The organism is Breoghania sp. (assembly GCF_963674635.1).
Taxonomy (GTDB): Bacteria; Pseudomonadota; Alphaproteobacteria; order Rhizobiales; family Stappiaceae; genus Breoghania.
Window position 1 is genome coordinate 3,547,501 of record NZ_OY771475.1, and the last position, 23,756, is coordinate 3,571,256.

The window sequence follows — 23,756 nt, forward strand, 5'->3', positions numbered from 1 at the left end:
TTCGCGAGAAGGGAGACCTCTGCTTGGGCAACCAGGTGGGGGTGGCACAGACCAGGGGGTGGCGACTGTTTATCAAAAACACAGGGCTCTGCGAAGCCGCAAGGCGACGTATAGGGTCTGACGCCTGCCCGGTGCCGGAAGGTTAAGAGGAGGTGTGCAAGCACCGAATTGAAGCCCCGGTAAACGGCGGCCGTAACTATAACGGTCCTAAGGTAGCGAAATTCCTTGTCGGGTAAGTTCCGACCTGCACGAATGGCGTAACGACTTCCCCGCTGTCTCCAGCATAGACTCAGTGAAATTGAATTCCCCGTGAAGATGCGGGGTTCCTGCGGTCAGACGGAAAGACCCCGTGCACCTTTACTACAGCTTCACACTGGCATTCGTGTCGGCATGTGTAGGATAGGTGGTAGGCTTTGAAGCCAGGGCGCCAGCCTTGGTGGAGCCATCCTTGAAATACCACCCTTACCTGCATGGATGTCTAACCGCGATGTAACAGCATCCGGGACAGTGTGTGGCGGGTAGTTTGACTGGGGCGGTCGCCTCCCAAAGAGTAACGGAGGCGCGCGATGGTGGGCTCAGAACGGTCGGAAATCGTTCGCTGAGTGCAATGGCATAAGCCCGCCTGACTGCGAGACTGACAAGTCGAGCAGAGACGAAAGTCGGCCATAGTGATCCGGTGGTCCCTCGTGGAAGGGCCATCGCTCAACGGATAAAAGGTACGCCGGGGATAACAGGCTGATGATCTCCAAGAGTCCATATCGACGAGATCGTTTGGCACCTCGATGTCGACTCATCACATCCTGGGGCTGGAGCAGGTCCCAAGGGTTCGGCTGTTCGCCGATTAAAGTGGTACGTGAGTTGGGTTCAGAACGTCGCGAGACAGTTCGGTCCCTATCTGCCGTGGGTGTAGGAGAATTGAGAGGATCTGTCCCTAGTACGAGAGGACCGGGATGGACACATCTCTGGTGGACCTGTTGTCGCGCCAGCGGCATAGCAGGGTAGCTATATGTGGCCGGGATAACCGCTGAAAGCATCTAAGCGGGAAACCCACCTCAAAACGAGTTCTCCCTGAAGAGTCGTGGAAGACCACCACGTTGATAGGCCGGGTGTGGAAGTGCAGCAATGCATGCAGCTTACCGGTACTAATAACTCGTTCGGCTTGATCACTCTCATTAGTCAATGATCATCTGAATATAACTTGTATCCCTCACGGGCGACCGCGCTGCGCGCTGCCCTCCGGGAGGGCGGCCTGACCGGCCGGCGCGCGGTCGCGCTAGCGACATCCCTAGCCGGGATGTCGGGAAGTGCGTCCCTAACGCGGATACAAAACACGATGAAATGAGTACAAAAACCAGTTTCTTCTGATAATCGATGTCCTTCGCCGGCCTGGTGGCTATTGCGGGGAGCCCCCACCCGATCCCATTCCGAACTCGGCCGTGAAACTCCCCTGCGCCAATGGTACTTCGTCTTAAGACGCGGGAGAGTAGGTCACTGCCAGGCCTGCAAAGGACACCGATTACAAATCTCTCAACGATCAAAAGCCATATCATCTCCACTCCGAAAATCTCCCGAGTGGGGCAAAACTGCTCCGCTCGTTTAAACACGTCCGGAGATACGAAATCCTGAGGCAAAAGCCGCATCCCAAAAGGAGCAGCCCCCGCCTCGCCCGCATGCGCAAAGCGCCGAGGACGGGCAAAACAAAAATGCCGGGCTGAAAATCAGCCCAACGTCCTGGCGCAAAACCACAGGACACCAAAATTTACCGCGGGGTGGAGCAGCCCCCGCCTCGCCCGCAGCGGCAAAGCCGCGAGGACGCGGCAAAACATAAATACCGGGCTGAAAACCAGCCCAACGTCCTGGCAAAAAAACACAGGACAAAAATATTACCGCGGGGTGGAGCAGCCCGGTAGCTCGTCAGGCTCATAACCTGAAGGTCGCAGGTTCAAATCCTGCCCCCGCAACCAAAATCACCATTCCAAAAAAAGCCCCCGACGCAAATACGCGAGGGGGCTTTTTGCGTTCTCCAACAAGCAAAATGGCGAAAGGCGCGAAGGGACGCGAAGAGGGCGAGCCTCTCAACCGCGCAAACGCCTCCCGCTCCTCGCTCCGGATACGCTTCGCCTCCGAAGCCCAAGCATCAACTGCCGAAAGCACGGTGGCCGGACAGCCGTAGTGCTGAAGGTCGACGCCGCCACAACATCGGTGGCGGGCGCATCGGGTGCGCCGTCTAATGGTGAAGATGGGACTGAAAGCGGTCTTCAAACGGCTCAGAACCCGCCGACCGCATCCGCAGCACAAGGCTTATCCAGATATAATGTGCGGTATGACGATCGGCCGAGCGAAACAAGTTCGGTGATCGGAAATCATCTCCACCCCGTGACGCACGGTTTTCTGAGTCCGGTTGCGACTATGGATTGGGGGACGTGGAAGTCCTCCGCTGGCGGCTCTCGAATAGGGGGTATGCAGACGTCGGCGTCGAAGGCTTGAACGAGGCCATCGCCCGGTTCTTACCGCCTGAAACCATGAATGCCTGTCTGGGGTCACAGGGCGCCGGATCTGCCTGACCATCCACGCGGACAGACGCCGGGATACGCGTCACGATGAACGGGCGCGGCCGGTCCAAAAACAACATCTGTTTCGAACGGCTGTGGTGATCCTTGAAACCGGAAGCGGTTTATCTGGAAGGCCTGACCGGTGGCTTCAAGGCACATGGCGTTATTCGGGACTGGATGATCTTCCAAAACACCGAACAGTCTCATTGAACTCTTGCGCACAAAACGCTGAGCAAGGCATAGCGGGCTGAGACGGACCTGAAATTGACGGTGCAGAAGGCGTCCCGGATATACCTTGAGTCAGCCGCTCATACGTCCGGAAAATTGGGGCCACTTAATCCCTCCGTCGGCATCACCCGGAGAAGTCCGGGTGATGCCGCGCGCCCGTTAAAGGAGAGGCTGAAGGTGGATTGCCCAGGCTTCGCCGGGCAATGACGGCGCATGGGCATGAGCGCGAGAGAGAACGCGCGCGACCCGATAGCACTTCCGGGCGAGGCTCTCAGAACCGGAAGTTCAGGCGCGCGGCGCCGGAATGATCGGCGGCCCGCTCGCCGAATTGGCCGGAATAGTCGAGCCCGAACGTGGCCTGGTCGGTGATGTCCAGCGACAGGCCGGCGCCGAATACCGCGACGTCCTCGGCGATCGGTGCGCCCTCGACGGTGAGGGCCGCGCCGCCTGCGAGCCGGTTGGTCGAGGTCGGTGTGAGGTCGCCGAACCCGTGCCGCCAACCCGCCATGGCCGAAACCCGCGCCTGCCGGCCATCACCAGGCAGGGTGACCTCAGATGAAGTTCGCACGCCCAGCGTCGTGAAGGTCACGTCATTGGTCGAGCCACTCACCGTCAACGCCGAGGCCCCGCCGCCCTCGGCGTAGCCGTTGAGATTGGTGGAGACATGGTTCAGCCCTGCGAAAGGCTCCAGCTGCAGCCAGTTGGTCGCGCCTTGCAGCCGGAAGGCATAACCGATCTCGCCGAAGGCCTGCGCCGTTCCGGCATGGGTTGAGCCCGTCAGCCGCTCGCCCAGCGCTCCGACGACCACATTGCGGGTCGTGTCGATGTCATGCCAGGTGTAGGCCGCACCACCCGACAGGCGGAAGCCGCCAAGCTTCGTGCCGGCATAGGCGCCGATGCGGTAGCTGTCGGCCTTGCTGGACGACCCCAGCGCGCTGACGTCGTAATTGGCCGACTGGTAGCCGACAAAAGCGCCGAGACGCGCCTGGCCGAGCTGGGCGTCGGCGCCGAACATGGCGCCAGCTGCCGAGCGGTCGAGAGCCGCGGTGTTCGCGGTTGAGCCGTTCGATCCAATCGATCCGTAGGCCCTCATCCATACCGTGTAGGCGTCGCCGCCAAGGCCGTCCGGGGCCCCGTGGGTCGCGATCGTGATCCCGGGGGGCGGCGTCGAGCCGCTCTCGTCGAAGGCCTGGTGGATGCGGGTGGCAATGGTCGAGCCGACGAGGTTGGCCTCCTGCGTCATGCTGCCCTGCATCGAGGCGACCGCCTCGCCCGAAAGCTTGTCGAACGCCTTGCGTGCGCCGTCGTCCGACAGGCCCATGATCTCGTGGACCACCGGATTGGTATCGGGCGTGCCTTCGAGCGAGGTCGCGACCGCCTTCTGGTTCCGGGTCTTTGCAACGTCAGACATGACAGCGTCGTTGCGTGTCAGCGTCAGGTCGACCGTGGTGTCCGTGTAGCTCAGCGCGGCATCTAGGAAGGCGTAATTGTCGTAGACGCTGTCGAACTTGCCGGTGCGCCCGCCATCGGCGGTCAGGATCGTGACCGTCGAGCGACCGGGCACCGCGCCGGTGGTGGTGACATTGACGGTTCCCGCAAGGGTTGCGGTGCCGTTGACTTTGATCGTGGAGTTGGTGTCGGTGCCGAAGTCCACCAAAGCGTAGAGCGCGCTGTCGCTTGCGAAGCTCAGGTCGCCGGTGACGGTGAGCGTCGCGGCCTGGGGGGCGGTCGGCGTGCCGCCATATCCCGCCAGGATGCCGTTGGTGCCGACGAAGACGTCGCCGGCGATGGTGCCGCTGCCCGACAGCCCGGCCATGCCCGAACCGCCGCCGACATCGAAGCGGTTGCCGCCAGCGCCGAGCGTGCCGTTGACGAGAAGCAGGCCCCGGGAGACCAGCACGTCGCCAGCAAAGCCGGAACTGTCGCCAGTCAGGAGGACGGCGCCCGTGCCGGTCTTTTCCAGATCGATCCCGGCCGCGGCCGTGATCGTCGAGCCGATCGTGGCTTCAAGGTCCGCGTCAATATTGAGGAACGCAGTGGTGCCGGTGGCGGGCGCAAGGTCGAGCGTACCGCCGCTCAAGACGTAGCCGTCGGTCTTGAACTGCAGCGTGTCGACCGACTGCGTGCCGTCGACGGTGACGGTGCCGGCCGTGCCTGCGAAGACCGCGACCGATCCGACATAGGACCCGTTGATGTTCGCCTCGCCGGGCGCGCCGGTCCAGTTGGTGCTGGTCGTTGACCAGGTGCCCGTTCCTCCGTCCACCGTGCCGTTTCCGACCGCGTCCGCACCGTCCCAGAACTGCAGCATCTGACCGTCGGCGAGCACGACCATGTTCACCTGGTTCGCGATGCCGGTCTGGATCGTGCCGGTGGCACCGCTGAAGCCGGTCACGTTGACCGTGCCATAGCTGCCCGAAAGCGCGCCGCCATACTGGTAGAGCTGGTAGTAACCGGCGGAGCCAACCATCGCATTGAGCGTACCACCAAGTGTCAGGTTGCCGCCGACCCTGACAAGGTCGTTCGACGCCCCGCCGACAGTGCCGGCCGCGCCCAGTTCGAAGGTGGACGTGGAGCCGCCATCCAGCGTGAGATCGCCGTTGATGGTGAACGTGCCGGGGCTGTTGCCCGCCGACAGGGTTGCGCCATTTTCAATCACGACATTCCCGCCAAGCGTGCCCGTGCCGCCAAGCGTACCGCCGGTGACGGTCGTTGTGCCGGTAAAGGCGGAGCCATCACCGTTGTAAAGCAGCGTGCCGGCACCGGACTTGGTGAGGTCGCCCGAGCCCGAGACGGCACCGGAGAGCGTCAGGGCGTTGGCCGTCTGGATCGTGCCCGAGCCGACGCCGAGTGTCAGGTCGGTGGCGAGTGTGACATCGCTGCCGGTGACATTGAGCGTGGCGCCATCGAGCGTCAGACCGCCCGTGCCGAGATTGGAGCCGTCGGCGATAGACAGCGTGCCCGCCTTGACCGTCGTGGTGCCCGTGTGGGTGCTGGTTCCGGAGAGGGTGAGCGTGCCGGCACCGGTCTTGGTGAGGTCGCCGGAGCCGGAGATGGCACCGCCTAACGTCGCCCCGTTGCCGCTGATGTCGATAGTGCCAGAGCCGGCCGCAAGCGCGATGGTGTTGGCGAGGGTGGCCGAATCGCCCGTGATCGCAAACGTGCCGCCGTCAAGCGTGAGCGCGCTGGCACTCAGGTTGTCGCCGTCGGTGATGGACAGCGTGCCCGCCTTGATCGTCGTGGAACCGATATGGGAGCCTCTCCCGGAGAGCGTGAGCGTTCCGGTGCCGGTCTTCACCAGATTACCGGTACCGGTAATGTCGCCCGAAGCGGTGACCGCATTGTCTTGCGTGTCGATCGTGCCGGTGGTGTTTGCGTTCAGATAGATCGCGTTGTCGATCGTTGCGGAGGCCGTCACCTCGAGCGTGGCCGTCTCGAAGGCGATCGAGTTGGCGCCCAGGTTGTCGTCGCTGGCGATTGACAGTGTGCCGCCGCCCAGGATTGTGGTGCCGGAGTAGCTGTTGTTGCCTGTGAGGATGAGCTTGCCCGCGCCGATCTTGACGAGGTCGCCGGTGCCGGAAATGACGCCCGACGCGGTGAAGCTCTTTGCGGGATCGGCAACGTTGATCTTCGCCGACTTGTAGTTGTTGATGGTCATTGCGCGCGCGGTGGTGGAGAAATCCGCTCCCGCCTGCAGCGTGCCGCCATTGAAGACGATCGCCGAGGAGAGGTCGCCGAGGCTGCCGTCATCCTCGGCGGTCAAGGTTCCGGCGGTCAGGATCGTGTCGCCGGTGTAGGTGTTGCTGCCGGAGAGGACGAGCGTTCCCGCGCCGACCTTCTCCAGGTCGCCGGTCCCGGCAATCTGCGAGCTGATCTCGGTCGAGATGCCCGCATCGACATTGATCGTGCCGGTCGTGCCGGAGGCGGGAGCGATGCTGAGCGTGCCGCCGGACAGCCTATAGCCATCGGTCTTGAACTGCAGTGTGTCGAAGCCCTGAGTACCATCCACCGCGACCGTGCCGGCCGTGCCTGCGAAGACCGCCACTGAGCCTACGAACGAACCGTTGATCCCGGCCTCGCCGGGCTGCCCGGTCCAGTTGGTCCCACTCGTGGACCAGGTGCCGGAGCCGCCATCGACCGTTCCGTTGCCGGTTGCATCCGCGCCGTCCCAGAACTGCAGCACCTGTCCGTCGGCGAGAACGACCATGTTCACCTGGCCGGGGATGCCGGTCTGGATCGTGCCGGTGACGCCGCTGAAACCAGTCACGTTGACCGTGTCATAGGCGCCCGACAGCGTGCCACCATACTGATAGAGCTGGTAGTAGCCGGCGGAGCCCGCCGTCGCGTTGAGCGTGCCACCAAGTGTCAGGTTGCCGCCGACCCTGACGAGATCGTTAGTCGCCCCTCCGACAGTTCCGGCCGTTCCCAGTTCGAACTCGGATGTCGAACCGGAAAAAAGGATCAGCTCCCCAACACTCAGGGTACCGGGACTGTTGCCGGCCGAAAGCGTTGCACCGGACTGGACGCGAACCGTGCCGCCGATCGTTCCGGAGCCGCCGAGTGTTCCCCCTACAATGTTCAGGGACCCGCTGAAGCCGGAGCCATCGCCATTGTAGATGAGGGATCCTGCGCCGTACTTGTTCAAGGTCCCCGTGCCCGACAGCCCGCCTGAGACCACCAGATCTGCGTCCTTGTTCTCGAACCCAGCGTTGCCGGTGACCGCGAGATCGCGCGTCAACTGGGTGAAGCTGGTCCCGTTGATCTGCAGCAGGCCGGTGGTAAGCGTTATGCCGCCAGTCGCCGCGCCGAGATTGGCATCGGAGGAAACGGAAAGCCTGCCGCCATTGACCGTCGTGCCGCCAGTATAGGTATTGGTGCCACTGAGCGTCAGCGCTCCGGTGCCGGTTTTCTCCAGCGAACCACTGCCGGAAATCACATTCGCGACTTCAACATCGTCGGTCTGGTCGATTTCCAGTGTTCCGGTGACGGCAATGCCGCCGTTAAGAACGGATCCGGTGCCAAGCGAGAGACGGTTGCTGCCGCCTGTGAATTCGATGGCATTGGCGCGGATACTACCGTCGCTGGAGAACCCGCCGGAGATCGTGCCATTGTTCGAGATACTCAGACCTGACCCGATAATACCGGCGCCGCCTGCGGCATCCCCCCGCCCTGCGCCGCCGTTGCCGCCCGCGATGGTGGCTGATGTGTTGTTGGTGACAAACACGCCGGACACCGACGTGGAGAGGCCTGCTCCGCCCGTGCCGCCATAGCCACGGGATCCGTTGGTGCCAAAGGCCCCATGGGCGCCGCCCAGTCCACCCTGACCGCCCGCGCCACCCGTAATAACGGAGCTGTTGGTGACAGTCACGGCAGCATTCACGGCGACGCCATGACCACCTTCGCCACCGCCGCCGCCGCCGCCACCGCCGCCGAATTCTGCGTTGTCACCGCCATTGGCCCCATCGCCGCCGTTTTGCGCCGTCCTGTCACCTGCAATCACTGCCGAGGTGGAGATTGCCGCTCCGTGCGCGCCCCCCGTGCCGCCATCACCGCCGGCGCCCCCTGGAGCACTCGTTGCACCGGTTCCGCCTGCAAAGCCGCCGGCACCGCCCCCACCACCACCGCCATTGCCTGCGTTATCTACGCCGGCGGTCCCATTGCCGCCGCCGTTTCCCGCTGTACCGCCGCCGCCGCCGCGCCCTACGATGGAGAAACTGCCGGCTGGGCCTTGTCCACCATCGCCACCCCGGCCACCGCCGGCTTGAGCGGTTCCGAGGCCCATGGCGGTCGCAACGGTGAGCGCGGTCCCGAGCAGGAGAGTGGTTCTGAGCCTGCGGGAGGCGCCTGATCGCGCGGCGTCTGTCACAGGGTATGACCTGCATCTCATGGTCTCGTTGGCGTTCATTGATTCCCCCTCGGCATGGCAGTTCTTCGCGACCAGGCTCCCGTGCCGCGTCAGGCAAGCCGGGCGTGGTTCTGCAGCGGCAAAGATTGGTTCAGCAATCGTTCTTCTGGCGGGAAAGGGTGGGGCAGTGAATCCCCTGATCAGGGGTTATTGTTTGAAACCAGTGTTAGCGGAATTGGGAGCGCAACCCGGACCCACGAAATACGGATGCCACTCTCGGTGCGCTCAGGCCGCCGCAACCAAATCAAAAAGCCCCCGTGCGAGAAATCGCCGGGGGCTTTTTACGTTCCAAGCGAACCAGACGGGCACAGGGACAGGAGAACAGCCGATATGGGCGTTCTCGTTGCCCTGAGGCGAAGATGCGCTGAGGCGACGGTGCCGCCTGACAGGTTCTTGCGATCAGATCGCCTTTCGGCCCAGCGCAGCCGCCTTTTCGAGCCAACGCTGCACCACCCCGGGCTTGGGATGACTGGCTCCCGCAAGAAGGGTGAAGCGGGAGGGCTTGAGGCCGATAAGGTCGAACACCTGACGCTTCATTTGCACAACCAGGGCGCTTTTGTAGATCAGTCGAAAGAACCATCCCGGTGTATCCGAAGTCACGATCATGCGCGCCGTTCGTCCTGCAAGCATGGGTTTCGGCATGCCCAAGGCCGTTGTTTCCCGCGTGCTGAAGGCACGTCCCGGCAAAAGCGCGCGGTCCAGAAGTCCCTTGAGACGCGCGGGCAGGCCTCCCCACCACATGGGCGTCGAAATGACGATGTGATCGGCCCACTCCAGATTGTCTATGACGGCTGCCAGATCGGGCTCCAGGGGCTTCAAGTCGCGGTAATTGGATTGCTGGTCAATGTCGAAGGAGAGTGCCGACAGGTTCAGCATACGGACCTCGTGTCCGGCCGCTTCCGCGGCTTCGGCATAAGAGGTGGCGAGGTGATGGGAGAGCGTTGCCACGCAGGGGTGCCCATCGAGCACAAAAATACGCTTCATGTTCCGGTTCCGTATATTGACCGCGGTCAGTTAAATGTGGGGTCACCTATGACCAATAAAATGACCGTGGTCAAATAGAAAATGACCGTGGTCATATTATTGACCGTCCGGGACCCATAGGCTAGGGATCGATCAGGCGGCACGAAGCGCTGACACGGCGGATTGGAACGATGACAAGACTTCCCCAGAAGCGGACCTTGGAGACACGCCGGCGGCTGATCGCAGCGGCGCGTCAGATCGTGGGCCGTCACGGCTACTCGGCGCTTCGCGTGGAGGATGTCGTGGCGGAGGCGGGGGTGGCAAAAGGAACGTTCTTTGCGCATTTTGCGGATAAGGATGTCCTGATGGACCTGCTGCTGGGCGAAGAGATCGATGGCCTGATCGATGAGATGATGCGCGCTCGCGCCCCGCGAGACGCGCAAGAGGTAACCGCGGTCCTGATGCCGCTCTGCGACTTCATGGTCCGCGAGCGTTATGTCTTCGATGTCATCCTGCGTCATTCCGGAGCTGCCGCCCGTGAGGAGATCGGTCCCATTGCGCGGACATTTCTTCGGCAAGTGGAGGCCTTCGCGCAATGGTTCGCCGCCGGGGAGTTTCGGCGTGACATTTCGCCTGCGCTGCTGGCGGAAGGCGTCCAGGCTTTCGCTACGCAGGCCATGGCCATGCATTTCTGCGCCTTGCATGGCGACCAGCCGCTGCGATCCCGCCTTGAGATCTATCTCAAGGCGTGGCTGGAACCTCCGCAAATGGCCGAGCAATGATCAAGGCGCGTCGGCCAGGAAATCGTCCGTCTTCCCGGCTGCGGCGTGCAAACGCAATCTGCGCGGGTGCGCGGATCAGCTGCGCCGCATGGGGAAATCATCTCGAAAATCTGACCGACCGTTGACCTCCGGCCGCAGGGCGGGACGCCTCGGTCATGCGGACGGCGCGGGGCAATCGACGACGGGACGCCTGTACTGACGCCTGTATTCCGAAGGAGACACGCCCACTTCCTTCTTGAAGGCCTTGCAGAAGTAGTTGGCGTCCTGAAAGGACAGATCGAGCGACACATTGGTGATCGGCAGGTCGCTATCCGCCAGCAATTCCTTGGCCCGCTCTATCCGTTTTGTCTTCAGATAGGAGATGAAGGTGCCCCCCATTTCCTTTCGAAACAGGCGGCTCAGATAGCAGGAGCTGATATTCGCAAAGCCCGCCGCCTCCTCAAGGGTGACGCCCTTGTGCAGGTTCCTCTCGATATAGTTCAGGACATCCTGGATATAGTCAGAGGCATGCGCGCCGCCCGGCTCGCGGGCCTCGAACAGCACATCCACGATCTGGTAGACGAGTTCCAGCATCTGATAGTGCGAATGCAGATCAAGCCTTTGCTGGGCAAGCGCGTCGATCTTGCGGGTGATACATGACGGCATCGCGAGTTGGCGCTCTTCCGCAACGCGGACAACGGTGCGGATATATTCAAGAACCGCGCGGCGTGGGGGAACATCCTTGCGGGCGTAGATGGCTTCAAGCTTCTGGCGCACCAATGTCAGGCAGGCGCGATAGGAGGTGCTCTCCACCAGGTCTGTAATCTGCCGTGCGATGTGAGCGGTCTCTGCAACGGTCTCCGGATCTGCCTGGATGGGGAACGACTGCGGGGTTTCATCCCGTCTTGAAGACGGGATACTCAAAGATGGGGGCGCATCGGGGAGCGTGGTGGACGCTGTGGCGTCGACAGTGCCCAGACACGCGCTCACCGCTTTGAGAAGATCATCCGTGCGCACCGGTTTCAGGAGGAAATTGTCAGCCTTCAGATGGATCGCCGACTGCATGATCTCGAAATAGTCATAGGCGGTGAGAATGATCACCTTGGTCTGCATGCCGCGGTCGCGGACCATCTGGATGATCTCCAACCCGTTTGGACGGGGAATGCGAATGTCCACGAGCATCAGGTCGATCTGACAGGTCTCGATCAACCGAACGGCTTCTGTGCCGTTGCGGGCCTCCCCCACGATCCTGGCGCTGTCCAGGTTGGTCTCGATGATGCGCCGAAGTGCCCTGCGCTCCAGTTCCTCGTCTTCGATGATCACGATATTGAACATGGTGCTGGCCCGGTTGGCTTGTCGATTGGAATTCAAGGCTCTCAGATCGCTGCAACGTCATAATCGGCAGGAAGCCGAATGCGGACGAGCGTACCGCGGTTCTCCCGGAAGGGGCTGACGATCTCCAGCCCGTGATCGTCGCCGAAATAGTGCCTGAGGCGGCTGTCGACATTGTAGATGCCGATGCTCTTGCGCCCGTCGCGATCCGCAACGCCGGCCAGAACCGCCTGTTTGCGCTCCGCGCTGATGCCATCGCCGTTGTCGACGATGTCGACGATCACGTCGTCGCCGTCCCGGAAGGCGTTGATTTCCACCACGCCATCGCTTTCGCGTGGCTCGATGGCGTAGTTGATGCAGTTCTCGACGATTGGCTGAAGCACCATGAAGGGGCAGATGGTGGTGCCAAACTCTTCGGGAACGGAAATCTTGAAGGTGAAGCGGTCACCAAGGCGCAGGCGCAACAGGAACAGGTAGTTCTTGACGTGGTCCAACTCCGTTGAAAGCGGCACGAATTGCGATCCGCTCTTTTTCAAGACGTAGCGCATCATGTCGGCGAAGGCGTGGACCGTGGTCTCCGTTTCCTCAGCCCCTTCGATGAGGGCGAGGCGGCCGATTGTATTGAGCACGTTGAACAAGAAATGCGGATTCACCTGATAGGAAAGTGCCTGAAGCTCCGCCTCGCGCAAGGATCGCTCCAGCTCCGCGCGGCGCTTGGATTCCTCCAGAAGCCGCACGTTCTTGGCATAGAGCTCCTGATTGACGCTGGCCGAATAGCTCTCTTCCACGATGTAGGAGGCGATATAGTAGAGCGAGTAGGCGGCGGAGCGCAGCTTCTCGTAATCGATGACCCGAATGTCTTCGTGGAGCTTGACGAGAGCGGGGTCGTCGCGCCAGGAGTTTTCGGTGGGAAACAGCCCGGACAGGTCCACCAGGTCCGGGGTGGGGGCACTGGTTCGCATGTTGACCTGGCCGCAGATCACCGCGCCCAGATACTCGCCGCGCATGATGATGGGCGCGGCGAAATCGACCAGCCCGCAATGGCATTTGTAGATCGAAGGATCGCCCGTGGACAGCGCGGTGCGGCCCCCCACGGAATCGCAATGATAGCAGCGCTCCCGCCACATGGGGTGGCTGCGGATGTATTGGCAGAAGTTGCTGAACCCGCTCGGGTTGGTCACGGGCTCGCCGCGGGGATCCACGATCACCATGGCGACGCCGACGGCGGCGCTGAAATTGTCCTGGACCTTCTGCAGCGTCTCGACACTGGTCAGGTCCGACAGGCGTCGCCGTGCGGTGGTTTTGTGGTTGGCTGTGTCTTGGCCCGTCTGCAACGAGCGCGCTCTATCCTGATTGAAGTCGTCCAGATATTGCGAAGTCACCGATATGCCTTCAGCAGGGCGTCCGTCAGGTCCACCCTTTCCCACACGAAACCTTCCGATTCTCGACCAAAGTGGCCGTATGCCGCGGTCTTCTCAAAGAGTGGCCTGCGCAAATCGAGGGTTTCGATCATTCCAGATACCGAAAGCGGAAACACCTCCCGGATCGCATGTGCCAGGCGGTCGGTATCAACGCTTTGTCTTGCGTTCAACCTTACGCCAACCATCTCGGGTTCAATCTGACCTATCGCAAACGCCAGAGAAATTTCGCATTGATCGGCCAGCTTTGCGGCGACGACGGTCTTGGCGATCCGGCGCGCCATGTAGGCGGCCGTTCGGTCAAGCTTGGTAGCGTCCTTGCCGGAAAAGGCGCCCCCTCCATGACGGCCTACCCCCCCATAGGTGTCGACCATCAGTTTGCGACCGGTCAGGCCCGTATCGGCTGCCGGACCACCAAGAACAAAGCGCCCTGTGGGATTGATGAGAACGCGGGTGTCGCGCGTGAGCCAGCGCCCCATGGTCGGGGCGATCACTTCCTCAATCAGGCCGCGCAGCATCTCCTCGCGGGAAACGTCGGGAGCGTGCTGGGCGGAGCAGACGAGGCTCGTCAGTTCCACGGGCTTGCCGTCCGCGTCATTGCGGAACGTCACCTGCGCCTTGCCATCGGGACGAAGCCAAGGCAGGCGGCCGGATTTGCGCGCCTCGGCCTGGGCCATTGTCAGGCGGTGCGCATAGTGAATGGCGGCGGGCATAAGCGTCGGCGTCTCGTCACAGGCAAAGCCGTAGAAAATGCCCTGATCTCCCGCCCCCAATTCGCCAACCCGCGAGACCCCCTGGGCGATGTCGGGGGATTGTTCGCGCAGATCGGTCAGGATGAAGCAACCATCCGCATCGAAGCCCAGCTCCGGATTTGTGTAGCCGATCCGGCGAAGAACACCGCGCGCCACCGACGCGATATCGACATGCGCGGTGGAGGTGACCTCGCCGGCAATATGGAGCGTGTTGCCGGAGGCCATCACTTCAACCGCAACACGCGCCGCCGGATCGTGCTCCAGATAGGCGTCGAGAACCGCATCGGAAATCTGGTCGCAGACCTTGTCCGGATGACCTTCGGTGACGGATTCGGAGCTGATGAATGTTGCGGCCATGGGACCAGTTCCTGTCGTTATTGGTCTTTTCAAGGGATCGACCGAAGCCGATCCCTATACGAAAGGCGTTATCCGCCGATCTGGCACTTCAGACCGGCCTGCTCAACCGCCGGGACGAGGTGAGAAACATCGTCCGGCTTGAGATTGGCGAGATCTCCCATCGGATAGGGGCGACCAAGCAGGGCGTATTTGTTTTCGCCATAGGTGTGGTAGGGCAGCAGGTGCACCGTATCGACGCCGGGCATCAGCTTGGCGAAGTCGGCGATGGCCCCGATCGCTTTTTCAGTGTCGTTGAAGCCGGGAACGACCGGTATGCGCACGACCGCATGGGTCAGGGACGCGATGCAGAGGGCGTTTTCGAGAATGATGCGGTTGTCGACGCCCGTGTTCGCCTGATGGTTGGCCGGATCGATGGTCTTGATGTCCACCAGCGCGTGATCGACATGGGGCATCACGTCGCGAATGATCTCGCGGGTGGTATAGCCCGTGGTCTCCATGGCGGTGTTCCAGCCCTGTTCGTGACAGGCCTTGAGCAGTTCCTTGGCAAAGGCATGCTGGAACAGCGGCTCGCCGCCGGACAGGGTGACGCCGCCGCCGGAACGGCGATAGTGGATCGCGTCCTTGCGCAGCTCCAGCATGACCTGTGCGATGGTCATCTTCTTGCCGGAGATGGTGAGGGCATCGGTCGGGCATACGCCCACGCAGGTGCCGCATTTCACGCACTTGTCGCGATCAACGAAGCCGGGATTGTCGCGCGAAAGCGCCTTGGTCGGGCAGACCGGCGTGCATTGTCCGCAGCGAATGCAGCTTGAGGCACGGAACAGAAGTTCCGGTTCGGGCGCCTGCGATTCCGGGTTGGAACACCAACGGCAGCGCAAGGGGCAGCCTTTCAGGAAAACGATCGTACGGACCCCCGGCCCGTCGTGGATGGAGTAGCGCTGGATGTCGAAGACAATCCCCTCCATGTCGTAGTCGATGCCGTTCATGGTTCTTGTTTCCCTTTCTTCTCCGCGGTCTCTTCCATATGCCGGGGTTCTCGTGCCGGTCTGGGATCAGAAGGCGGATTGCTGTGCCTGGATTGCATCCATTGCAGTGCGCACAGCCGATGTTTCTCCGAGGATCGCGAGCGACGTGACGTGTTGCGGGCAGGTCCCGTAGACCTCGACGGTGAAGACGTCGGAGGCCTTCATCGCCACATCGGAATAGAAGAAGAGATCCGTGATGTTGCACTGGACCAGCCCGATGGACCCCACCGAGTGATCGCGCACGTAGGCGCGACCATGCGGCGGCATGCGCCGCTGCAGCATCTGGAGCACTTCGCTGTGGGGCGCGTTGATGATGCGGGTGTTCATCATGGTCTTTCGGCTCCCCTGATCTCTTCTCTCGTTCTCATGTCTTTCATTCGCTGGATCGGCACGAGGCGTCTCAGCGCACGTTGAGCGCTTCGACCATCACGCAGCGGCGCAGACGGGCGAAGGACTTGGCGGAGGTCAGCCCCTCGCCGGTCGGACCGGCGATGGTGAAGGTGGTGTGACCCTCTCCCCCCACGCCGATGCCCGCATAGGAGGGACCGTTCTTCACGAAGATCGTCGTCTGGATGAGCTTCGCCATCTTGGTGAGCTTGCGAACGTTGGTGGAGTGCATGATCGCGGTGTGGCGGTTGCCGTGTTCCAGCTCGACCGCCAGATCGATGGCGTCGTCGACGCTCGGGCTGCGCACCAGCGGCAGGATCGGCATCATCAGTTCTTCCTGAACGAAGACGTGCTCCTTGGGCAGGTCGATCAGGATGAGTTTGATGTCGTCGCCGACGGTGATGCCGACCTTGTCGAGCAGGTAGCGCGCGCTCTTGCCGACGCAGGAGGTCTGCGGCCCGCCCTTCTCGTTGATCACCAGCGCTTCCAGCTTCTTCACGATTGCCGGATCCTCGACGAAATAGGCGCCGCATTTGCGCATGCAGGAGATCAGGTAATCCGCGATCTGCTCGACGGCGACGATCTCCTTCTCGGCGATGCAAGGCAGGTTGTTGTCGAAGCTGGAGCCGTTGACGATGTCCTGGGCCGCCTTTTCGATGTCTGCGGTCTCATCCACCACAACCGGCGGGTTGCCGGCGCCCGCGCCGATCGCCTTCTTGCCGGTGGACATGACGGTCCTGACGATGCCCGGGCCGCCGGTCGCCACCAGCATGCGCACCTTCGGGTGCTTCATCATGGCGTTGGTGTTCTCGATGGAGGGGGCGAGAACCGTAACGACCAAGTTGGCGGGCGCGCCAAGCGAGGCGAGCTTGCGGTTGATCATCTTGATGGCCAGCAGCGAGACCTGCTTGGCGCGCGGATGCGGGCTGAAGACCGCCGCATTGCCCGCGGCCAGCATGCCGATGGAGTTACAGATGATGGTTTCGGTCGGGTTGGTGGTCGGCGTGATCGCGCCGATCACGCCATAGGGCGAATATTCGACCAGCGTCAGGCCGCCATCGCCGGAACAGGCATCGGTTGTGAGATCCTCGACGCCGGGGGACTTCTGGGCGGCCACCCGGTTCTTGATGATCTTGTGCGCGGTGTTGCCCATGCCGGTCAGGTCCGCAGCCATGCGGGAGATGCGTTCCAGCGTCGCCTCGTTGAGGAAGACCTCGCGGATGCCTTCCACGAACTGGTGACGGGCCGCCATGGAGCAGAAGAGATACTGGCGCTGGGCTTCCTCTGCCGCCTCGATGGCCTCGTCCATGGTCTCGAAGACGCCGTCGCCAAGGGTCAGGGCTTCTTCATCGGTGATGGATGTGTCAGGTGCCGACCGGCCCGTGACCGGGCAGACCCCACGTTTGGGAGCGGCGGACTGGGCCATGGCGCCGGCGAGCAGGCTGGACACCAGATTATCGGTCGGATCGTTTTCGCCGCGGGCGCGCTGCCAGCAGCAACGCTTGGAGCCGGGCACGTAATCCGGGCAGGCGCCGGTTTCCGGCTTGGCGCCGCCTTCGGCCAGGATCTTCGCAACGAGATCTTCCACCGACGAGGCTCCGGTCGTTGCGGGCGGCGCGGCAGGAGCAGGTGTGGGGACAGGGGCTGCGACCGGGCTCGCTGCGGGGGAGGCACCATGGCCCCCAAGCAGCTGTGCGACCGCGTCGGTGATCTGTTGATCGTTCATTTTTCTGCTCCTTGTTCGGGGCAAAGCCCGCGCAAATTCTGAAACTGGTTGAGGGCGTGGACGGCGATGATCATGTCCTCATCCGCCGTGCCGCCACTGATGCCGATGGCGCCGATAACCTTCCCCTCGCGCCACAAGGGCATGCCGCCGCCGAACAGCACGGCCCGTCCGCCATGGCTTGCTTCGACGCCGAAGAGCATCTGGCCGGGCTGTGCGAGCCGGCCGAGTTCATCCGTGGACATGCGGAAGGCTGCCGCGGTCCACGCCTTGTTGGTGGCGATCTCGACGCTTGCGGGCAGGCTGCCATCCATCCGGTGAAAGAGGATCGGCGCGCCCTCGCTGTCGGCCACCGCAATGACGATCGGCAGATCCATCGCGCCTGCCTTCGCTTCGGCATCCGCCGCCAATTGCCGGGCCACGGCGAGCGACATCTCCAGGCCGCAAGCGGGCTTCGAGATCTGCGCGCTCAGCAGCCGTTCGATCAGCAGGTGGGTGGAGCGGGTCGTCATCTTCCTGTCCCTCAGTGGGCTTCCACGCTGTCGACGATGCCGACGATGGAGGCATCGGTGACACTGTGATCGAGCGATCCGCTCTGGCGGGCGGCGCTGCCGGTCGTCACGATGACGGTTTCACCGCACCCCGCGCCGACGGTGTCGGTCGCAACCTGGGTCGGACCTTCGCGTTCGAGCTTTTCGTTGAGGCGCGCCACGATGAGCAGCTTGGAGCCGCAAAGCGTTGTGTCCTTGCTGGTGGAGACGACCGTTCCGATCACGCTGGCGAGATACATTGACCTTCTCCTCACGTCCTGATGAGCCGGATTTGCCGGACTTTGAGTTCTTCCGCCGCCAGCGGTGTCACAAGGACATCGCTGGCAAGGCGCAGTTCATCGCCGCTGAGTGCCTTGACGGCGCTCAGGCCCAGAACCTGACCTGTCATTTGCACCGGATGGAGGCTTGTGGCGATGGGGGAGGGATTGGAGCGACCGTCCTCGACCTTCTGGTGAAGCCGGGAGGCCCAGGCGAATTCCACCCCGTAGCTTTCCAGCGCAGTGAGGTGGCTCGCCATCAAGGCGCGATAGGCGGGACTGGGCGTGAGGCCGCGTGTGGCGCGTTCGCGGCAGGCCGGGCAGCAGCCGTCCCGCGCCGCGACCACGCGCATGCCTCTTTCCAGCGCGCCGGAAAGAAGACGCGAGATGTCGTCGTCCGCCAGCCCCAGTGCCGCGCGCGCGGCAAGGGACACGCTCATGGCGGGAACGATCACCACCGCGTGCCGGGCCAGGAGGCCGTCGGTGGGCAGGGGGCTGTTCTGCGGGCGGGCAAGAGCGCCGACAAGCGCGGCGCCGCCCAGACTGGCGAGGCTGCGTTCGTTCACCAACGCGCTGGCCGCGGCGCTGGTGTGGATCTCCAGGTTCCAGCCAGACACGCTCAGGGCGGAAAGCGAGGAAATCGCTGCTTCCAGACCGAGATCCGTCTCGGAGAAAAGGACCAGCGCAGAGCGGGCGCGCCGGTTGAGCACGGCGACGATGCGGTCCGACAGGATATCCAGAAGGGCCCGGTTCAGCAGGGTATCGAGGTCATGGCCGTTCATCGCGCCTGCCCTCCTGCCTGCTGGTAATGGGCGATGCCGAGCGGGGTCACCAGCAGGGGGGCTGCCGGTTTCACGATGGTCAGACCCGTGTGCCTGGCGAAGGCCTTTTCGAAATCGGTGAAGGTGCAGGCACCGCCGACGACATGGATAGTGTCGATGCCGGGATGGTCTTCGAGAAAGCGGGAAACGATGCTCGCCATCTTGTCCACGACGGGGCGCACGACGGAGAAGACCTCGCGTTCGTTCCCGGTGTCGAGCTTGTAGGCTTCCGCTTCGGCGAAAGAGGTCCGCCTGGCCCCGGCCAGGACGAGGGTCATGTGGGTGCCGCCGGTTGCCTCGTCGAAGGAGGCGAGAACCTCGCCGTCACGCAAGACGGAAATGCCGGTCGTGCCACCGCCCACATCGACGACGGCCCCGTCACGAATGCCGAGGAAACGAGCCGCTGCGGTCGGCTCGTCGACGATCTCGACGAGGTCCATGTCGGCTGCTTCCACCACATTGCCGATGGCCTTGGCGCTGCCGTGATGGATGCCCGGCGGGATGGCGGTCGCGGCCTGCGTCAGGGGCTGGCCGATGCGCTTTTCCAGATCCGCCTTCATGGCGCGCACCGCCTGGACCGCGCCGATATAGTCGACGACGATGCCGTCGCGCACGACCGTGGAGCGATGGGTGATGCCGGCCACCGGCGTGTTCGCGGCATCAAGCACGCACACGACGAGATTGGCCGTGCCGAGATCCACGCCGACCTTCAGCGGTCCGTCCGCCCAGTCCTCACGCGGCAGGACCGAATGCGATCGCACCATTTCGGCGAAGTCCAGCAATGTCTTGTCTGTCGTCGTCATGGATCTCACCCGGGCGGGCGGTTGAAGGGGCGTGTGCGAGGGGGCGTCAGGCCTTGAGGATGCGCACGAGGTCGTCGTTCTTCAGGCCAAGGGCATTGGCCTCTTCGATGTCGATATGCAGTTCCAGCGCGGAGTTTTCCGCCACGCGCACGGCCACGTGCTCCATCACGCCGCCACGGGGCCCTTGCACCTCGACGGCGACTTCCTCGCCATTGACCAGCCCCAGCGGAGCGGCGGTTTCAGGGAGCATGTGGATGTGGCGCTGGGCTGCGATGACGCCGTCATGCTTCTTGACGGAGCCTGCCGGGCCGATGATCTCGACCCCCGGTGAACCGGCGAGCTTTCCGGACATGCGCAGCGGGGGCTTCACGCCGAGGACGAAGCCATCGGCCACGGAAATCTCGATCTGGGTTTCCTTGCGCAGCGGGCCGAGCACACGAACCTTGCGGAGTTCGCCCTTGGGCCCGCGCAACGTCACGGTCTCTTCCGCAGCATATTGGCCGGGCTGCTTCATCGCCTTCTTGCGGGTCAGTTCGGAGCCGGGGCCGAAAAGCGCATCCATGTCGCAACGCGAAAGATGGAGGTGGCGGTTGGAAACGCCCACCGGAACGAGGCCGGAGGCGGAAGCCTTTTCCCTTTCGGTGGCCTTGCGGGCCGCGATCCGGCTCTCGGCCATGATCTGCGAAACGATCAGAGCGATTGTGTCATCTACCGGCTGCATTCTTTCCGTCCTGCTTGTTCTTTTCTTGCCATCGGCTGGCATGTGCTCCGGCGCAGCCGGGGCCGTTGGCCTGACCGGTCGATCCGGTCAGACCCTGTTTCTGGTATTGACGCTTCCCGGTCGCAGAGCCGTGCGAAAGGGCGCGGTCGTCTATTTCCGCTTGCCCTGGCCCTGTCGGCGGCGCGCGCGCTGGCCCGGTCTCGGCTGGTTGGGATCCGGTTCAGGCTTGTCGTCGGTTGCCGACTTTTCAGGAGCTGTCGGTTCCGGTTCCGTCGGATCCGGCACGTCGGTCGCTTCCGGTTCGGGCGAAGCCTGGGCTTCTTCCGGCCCGGAGCTCTCCGCCTTTTCCTCAGGGGCATTTGCGGGCGCTTCCGGTTCCACCTCGACCGAAGCCGCCGCAACGGGGGCCTCCGGGGTGGAGGTCTCCTCAGTCGGGGTCTCCGCGACCGGCTCCGCCTTCATGGCTGGAGCCGGTTCGGGAGCCGGTTCGACGTCCGGCGCAGGAGGAGGTGCCATGCCGACGGTATCGGCGCTGGCCACGAGTGTGGTCAGGCCGCGGGATGGCCGTGCGATCACATGGGTTGAGACGACACGGTTGACCCGGGCGGCGGCTGCGGCCCCAGCAGAGACCGCAGCCTTGATGGCACCGACATCCCCGAGAAGCTTCACGACCGTCATGCCTTCGCCCTTGGCCAGTTCGTAGCCCACGAGCGTGACATTGGCCGACTTAACCGCCGCGTCTGCGGCTTCGACGGCCGCCGTCAGCCCTATGGTCTCGATCAGTCCGAGGCTTTGCTCAGTCATGACTGTCTTCCTTCTTCACGGGTCAGATATACGGCGTGGTCGAGGACTCCAGCGGGGTCGGATCCATGGTCCCCAGCAGTTGCTTGCCGACATCGCGCGCGGCGTGGATCGCCTGACGCACGGCACCGGAGTCGCCGCTGAATGCAAAGATCACCTCGTTGGAGAAGCTTGTGCCGCTGGCCGGGGAGCTGTAGGCGATGGGGTCGATGGTCGCCGCCTTGGCTGCCGTGTCGGCCAGCAGAACGCCGATGGCTGCGGGGCCGCCGACCGTGATGCCGAAAGCCTGGCCGATCGGGGCGCCGAACGCCTTGTTGAGGGCCGCGCTGGCGCGGGCGGTGTACTGGAATTCCAGATGCCCGGCAGCGTTGCCATAGACGTCCCCGAAGGTGCGGTCGAGTTCGGACAGCATCACTTCAACCGCACGCCGGGCGTCAGAGACGTCGGCGGCGCCGAAGATGATCAACGAGCCGTGGCCGGCCCCGCCTTCGGTATCACGCGGCAGCTCGATCACCAGGACCTCGCTGTTGGTCGCCTTGACCGCTTCGTCAGCCGCGAAGATGTGCGGACCGGCACCGGTGCGGGCACCGACGATACCGATGGAACGGTACTTCTTGTCGATGTTCATCTTCTCGTGCAGCGCCGGATCGACATTGGCGATGACCATGCCGATCGTGTTGCCGATGGCGGTTCCGACGAATTCGGTCAGGTTGCAGGTGGCCGGCGCCTTCGCGGGCGCGGCCTTGGGGGCTGCCGGGGCGGCATCGTTGCTGCCGCCCATCTTGCGGATGACTTCCCCCATCAGCTGTTCGACAAGCTCGTCTCTCATGACGGTGTCTCCTTGTCCTATTCAGGGGTTATTCGGCGACATTCTTGGGAAGGATCCGTTCCACTTCCATGTGCGGACGCGGAATGACGTGGACCGAGGCCACGGTGCCGACCTTTTCAGCCGCCACAGCACCTGCATCCGTTGCCGCCTTCACCGCACCGACATCGCCGCGGACCATCACGGTCACGAGGCCGGAGCCGATCTTCTCGTAACCAATCATGGTCACATTGGCCGATTTCACCATGGCGTCCGCCGCTTCGATCGCGCCGACAAGACCCTTGGTCTCGACCATTCCCAGTGCTTCCTGTTGCATCGCTGTCTCCTTGGTCACGATGTTCCGATGTTTACGTTTGCCGTCTGCTCTTCGCGGTATGTGCTCTGCTGCATTCTCCCTCGGTTCCTATCCGCCGATGCGGGCGAGCAGGCTCTCCAGCTCGGATTGGGACGGTTTGCGGGGATTGCCGGCCGTGCAGGCATCTGCCAGTGCGGCCGCCGCGATCTCCGACCGGATACGGCCGAATTCCGCCATATCGACACCCATGCCGCGCAAGGTGGTGGGGATGCCGAAGCGATGGTTGAACGTCTCGATCGCCCGGATGAGCGTGCGCACGCCCGCCCGCGTGCTGGGCACGTCGAGACCGACGCGCCGGGCGATGCGGGCATAGCGTTTGGCTGTTTCCGGATCCTCGGCGTTCCAGGCGATCACGACCGGCATCAGGACCGCGTTGACGCGGCCATGGACGACGTGAAGGCAGCCGCCGAGGGCGTGCGCCAGACTGTGATTGATGCCGAGGCCTGCGCCCGTGAAGGCAAGACCTGCAAGGCAGGATGACTGGTGCATGGCGTCACGGGCTTCCATGTCGTCGCCGGTCTCGTAAGCCCTCGGGAGATATTCGAAGGCGAGCTCAAGCGACTTTTCGGCGAAGGCGTCGGTGAAGTGCGTGGCACCTCTCGCCACCACGGCCTCGATGGCGTGGGTGATCACGTCCATGCCGGTATCGGCGGTGATCCTGGGGGGGGCGGTGCGAACGAATTCCGGGTCAAGCAGCGCCACGTCGGGCACCAGCTCATCGGAAATCAGGGGAAACTTGCGACCGTTGGCAGGATCGGAGATGACCGCGAAGGAGGTCACTTCGGACCCGGTGCCGCTGGTGGTGGGGATGGCCACGAAGGGGATCTTGCGGCCCATGATGCTTTCGCGGACCACGGCCAGAATGGCTTTGGCCGCATCGATCGGCGATCCGCCGCCCAGCGCGATCACCACGTCGGGGCAGAAGTCCCTAAGCAGGCTCGCGCCTCTGGATACGGTGTCCACCGGAGGTTCGGGGATGGCCTCGTCAAAGACCAGGATCTCGCAGTCGGGCAGAAAGCTTTTCACACGATCGAGCGGGCCGGATTTCGCCATGAAGGCGTCCGTGACGATGGCGACCTTCTGTCCGCGGTAGGCGTGGAGCCTTTCCAGCAGAGACGGTCCGAAGACGACCTCCGTGCGGGGAAAGAAGCTGTTGTAGGTCTTCATGGTCTTGTCGGTCCTGGGCGCGATCTTGTTCGGATCTTGAAAGGGGCGGGCCGG

Annotated in this window: 18 protein-coding genes, 1 tRNA gene, 2 rRNA genes and 1 pseudogene (1 of these 22 running past the window's edge); 5 read left to right on the forward strand and 17 right to left on the reverse strand. The window is 63.2% G+C overall.

Annotation, left to right across the window (positions count from 1 at the left end; translation table 11 throughout):
- The 3 genes from ABGM93_RS15490 to ABGM93_RS15500 form a co-directional block, all read left to right on the forward strand.
- Window positions 1-1,167: ribosomal RNA gene (locus ABGM93_RS15490) — 23S ribosomal RNA — on the forward strand (it extends 1,577 nt beyond the left edge of the window).
- Between the two features lie 218 nt (window positions 1,168-1,385).
- Window positions 1,386-1,500, forward strand: a 5S ribosomal RNA gene (gene rrf, locus ABGM93_RS15495).
- 387 nt (window positions 1,501-1,887) lie between these two features.
- Window positions 1,888-1,964 (forward strand) — tRNA-Met (locus ABGM93_RS15500).
- Between the two features lie 1,087 nt (window positions 1,965-3,051).
- Here ABGM93_RS15500 and ABGM93_RS15505 read toward each other — a convergent pair.
- Entirely contained in the window at window positions 3,052-8,145 is a 5,094-nt protein-coding gene (locus tag ABGM93_RS15505) for an autotransporter domain-containing protein (RefSeq protein ID WP_321501019.1), read from the reverse strand.
- Between the two features lie 21 nt (window positions 8,146-8,166).
- On the opposite strand from ABGM93_RS15505, the gene ABGM93_RS15510 reads away from it, so the two are divergent.
- Window positions 8,167-8,625 (forward strand): hypothetical protein, encoded by a 459-nt coding sequence (locus ABGM93_RS15510; RefSeq protein ID WP_321501021.1) that lies wholly within the window; start codon window positions 8,167-8,169, stop codon window positions 8,623-8,625.
- A 456-nt stretch (window positions 8,626-9,081) separates the two neighbouring features.
- On the opposite strand, the gene ABGM93_RS15515 is transcribed toward ABGM93_RS15510, so the two are convergent.
- Complete coding sequence (locus ABGM93_RS15515; protein WP_321501023.1) at window positions 9,082-9,666, reverse strand: NAD(P)H-dependent oxidoreductase; 585 nt, start codon at window positions 9,664-9,666, stop codon at window positions 9,082-9,084.
- A gap of 170 nt (window positions 9,667-9,836) precedes the next feature.
- Here ABGM93_RS15515 and ABGM93_RS15520 point away from each other — a divergent pair, with 170 nt between their 5' ends.
- The gene (locus ABGM93_RS15520) at window positions 9,837-10,427 is read left to right on the forward strand and encodes a TetR/AcrR family transcriptional regulator (protein ID WP_321501025.1); all 591 of its coding nucleotides are present in this window, start codon (window positions 9,837-9,839) and stop codon (window positions 10,425-10,427) included.
- Between the two features lie 153 nt (window positions 10,428-10,580).
- Here ABGM93_RS15520 and ABGM93_RS15525 read toward each other — a convergent pair whose 3' ends face one another.
- The 15 genes and pseudogenes from ABGM93_RS15525 to ABGM93_RS15595 all read right to left on the reverse strand — a co-directional run bounded on the left by ABGM93_RS15525 (window position 10,581) and on the right by ABGM93_RS15595 (window position 23,702).
- Window positions 10,581-11,741 (reverse strand): response regulator, encoded by a 1,161-nt coding sequence (locus ABGM93_RS15525; RefSeq protein WP_321501028.1) that lies wholly within the window; start codon window positions 11,739-11,741, stop codon window positions 10,581-10,583.
- Window positions 11,742-11,782: 41 nt separating this feature from the next.
- Window positions 11,783-13,072 (reverse strand): PocR ligand-binding domain-containing protein, encoded by a 1,290-nt coding sequence (locus ABGM93_RS15530; RefSeq protein WP_321501030.1) that lies wholly within the window; start codon window positions 13,070-13,072, stop codon window positions 11,783-11,785.
- Between the two features lie 44 nt (window positions 13,073-13,116).
- On the reverse strand, window positions 13,117-14,265 hold the full coding sequence (gene metK / locus ABGM93_RS15535) for a methionine adenosyltransferase (RefSeq protein WP_321501032.1): 1,149 nt from the start codon (window positions 14,263-14,265) through the stop codon (window positions 13,117-13,119).
- A 68-nt stretch (window positions 14,266-14,333) separates the two neighbouring features.
- Window positions 14,334-15,251, reverse strand: coding sequence for a glycyl-radical enzyme activating protein (locus ABGM93_RS15540; RefSeq protein WP_321501034.1), 918 nt, complete (start codon window positions 15,249-15,251; stop codon window positions 14,334-14,336).
- Between the two features lie 66 nt (window positions 15,252-15,317).
- Window positions 15,318-15,620, reverse strand: coding sequence for a BMC domain-containing protein (locus ABGM93_RS15545; protein ID WP_319774428.1), 303 nt, complete (start codon window positions 15,618-15,620; stop codon window positions 15,318-15,320).
- A 70-nt stretch (window positions 15,621-15,690) separates the two neighbouring features.
- Entirely contained in the window at window positions 15,691-17,403 is a 1,713-nt protein-coding gene (locus ABGM93_RS15550; protein WP_321501036.1) for an aldehyde dehydrogenase family protein, read from the reverse strand.
- Window positions 17,400-17,912 (reverse strand): heme-binding protein, encoded by a 513-nt coding sequence (locus ABGM93_RS15555; RefSeq protein ID WP_321501038.1) that lies wholly within the window; start codon window positions 17,910-17,912, stop codon window positions 17,400-17,402. The genes ABGM93_RS15550 and ABGM93_RS15555 overlap by 4 nt, the downstream gene beginning before the upstream one ends.
- A gap of 11 nt (window positions 17,913-17,923) precedes the next feature.
- Window positions 17,924-18,190, reverse strand: a complete 267-nt coding sequence (locus ABGM93_RS15560) for a EutN/CcmL family microcompartment protein (RefSeq protein ID WP_319774425.1) — start codon at window positions 18,188-18,190, stop codon at window positions 17,924-17,926.
- An 11-nt stretch (window positions 18,191-18,201) separates the two neighbouring features.
- Window positions 18,202-18,990, reverse strand: coding sequence for a hypothetical protein (locus ABGM93_RS15565; RefSeq protein WP_321501040.1), 789 nt, complete (start codon window positions 18,988-18,990; stop codon window positions 18,202-18,204).
- A complete protein-coding gene (eutJ, locus tag ABGM93_RS15570; RefSeq protein WP_321501042.1) occupies window positions 18,987-19,832 on the reverse strand; it encodes an ethanolamine utilization protein EutJ in 846 nt (281 codons plus the stop codon). Before eutJ ends, ABGM93_RS15565 begins: the two co-directional genes overlap by 4 nt.
- Before the next feature lie 46 nt (window positions 19,833-19,878).
- Window positions 19,879-20,553 carry a phosphate propanoyltransferase gene (locus ABGM93_RS15575; RefSeq protein ID WP_321501044.1) on the reverse strand — a complete coding sequence of 225 codons (675 nt, stop codon included), beginning with the start codon at window positions 20,551-20,553 and terminating at the stop codon, window positions 19,879-19,881.
- Window positions 20,554-21,114: 561 nt separating this feature from the next.
- Window positions 21,115-21,357, reverse strand: a pseudogene (locus tag ABGM93_RS15580) (BMC domain-containing protein); the annotation flags it as partial.
- Window positions 21,358-21,379: 22 nt separating this feature from the next.
- Complete coding sequence (gene pduB / locus ABGM93_RS15585) at window positions 21,380-22,183, reverse strand: propanediol utilization microcompartment protein PduB (protein WP_321501048.1); 804 nt, start codon at window positions 22,181-22,183, stop codon at window positions 21,380-21,382.
- Between the two features lie 28 nt (window positions 22,184-22,211).
- Complete coding sequence (locus ABGM93_RS15590; protein WP_319774419.1) at window positions 22,212-22,496, reverse strand: BMC domain-containing protein; 285 nt, start codon at window positions 22,494-22,496, stop codon at window positions 22,212-22,214.
- 87 nt (window positions 22,497-22,583) lie between these two features.
- Entirely contained in the window at window positions 22,584-23,702 is a 1,119-nt protein-coding gene (locus ABGM93_RS15595) for a 1-propanol dehydrogenase PduQ (protein WP_319774418.1), read from the reverse strand.
- Between the last annotated feature and the right edge of the window lie 54 nt (window positions 23,703-23,756).

What these genes read in the sequence shown, in the direction of transcription:
- pduB (WP_321501048.1), bottom strand. Translation starts at nt 22,183, where the DNA reads ATGAGAGACGAGCTTGTCGAACAGCTGATGGGGGAAGTCATCCGCAAG.
- ABGM93_RS15545 (WP_319774428.1), bottom strand. Translation starts at nt 15,620, where the DNA reads ATGATGAACACCCGCATCATCAACGCGCCCCACAGCGAAGTGCTCCAG.
- ABGM93_RS15590 (WP_319774419.1), bottom strand. Translation starts at nt 22,496, where the DNA reads ATGCAACAGGAAGCACTGGGAATGGTCGAGACCAAGGGTCTTGTCGGC.
- ABGM93_RS15550 (WP_321501036.1), bottom strand. Translation starts at nt 17,403, where the DNA reads ATGAACGATCAACAGATCACCGACGCGGTCGCACAGCTGCTTGGGGGC.
- ABGM93_RS15540 (WP_321501034.1), bottom strand. Translation starts at nt 15,251, where the DNA reads ATGAACGGCATCGACTACGACATGGAGGGGATTGTCTTCGACATCCAG.
- ABGM93_RS15595 (WP_319774418.1), bottom strand. Translation starts at nt 23,702, where the DNA reads ATGAAGACCTACAACAGCTTCTTTCCCCGCACGGAGGTCGTCTTCGGA.
- ABGM93_RS15520 (WP_321501025.1), top strand. Translation starts at nt 9,837, where the DNA reads ATGACAAGACTTCCCCAGAAGCGGACCTTGGAGACACGCCGGCGGCTG.
- ABGM93_RS15510 (WP_321501021.1), top strand. Translation starts at nt 8,167, where the DNA reads ATGACCACCTTCGCCACCGCCGCCGCCGCCGCCACCGCCGCCGAATTC.
- metK (WP_321501032.1), bottom strand. Translation starts at nt 14,265, where the DNA reads ATGGCCGCAACATTCATCAGCTCCGAATCCGTCACCGAAGGTCATCCG.
- ABGM93_RS15515 (WP_321501023.1), bottom strand. Translation starts at nt 9,666, where the DNA reads ATGAAGCGTATTTTTGTGCTCGATGGGCACCCCTGCGTGGCAACGCTC.
- eutJ (WP_321501042.1), bottom strand. Translation starts at nt 19,832, where the DNA reads ATGACGACGACAGACAAGACATTGCTGGACTTCGCCGAAATGGTGCGA.
- ABGM93_RS15575 (WP_321501044.1), bottom strand. Translation starts at nt 20,553, where the DNA reads ATGCAGCCGGTAGATGACACAATCGCTCTGATCGTTTCGCAGATCATG.
- ABGM93_RS15565 (WP_321501040.1), bottom strand. Translation starts at nt 18,990, where the DNA reads ATGAACGGCCATGACCTCGATACCCTGCTGAACCGGGCCCTTCTGGAT.
- ABGM93_RS15555 (WP_321501038.1), bottom strand. Translation starts at nt 17,912, where the DNA reads ATGACGACCCGCTCCACCCACCTGCTGATCGAACGGCTGCTGAGCGCG.
- ABGM93_RS15560 (WP_319774425.1), bottom strand. Translation starts at nt 18,190, where the DNA reads ATGTATCTCGCCAGCGTGATCGGAACGGTCGTCTCCACCAGCAAGGAC.
- ABGM93_RS15525 (WP_321501028.1), bottom strand. Translation starts at nt 11,741, where the DNA reads ATGTTCAATATCGTGATCATCGAAGACGAGGAACTGGAGCGCAGGGCA.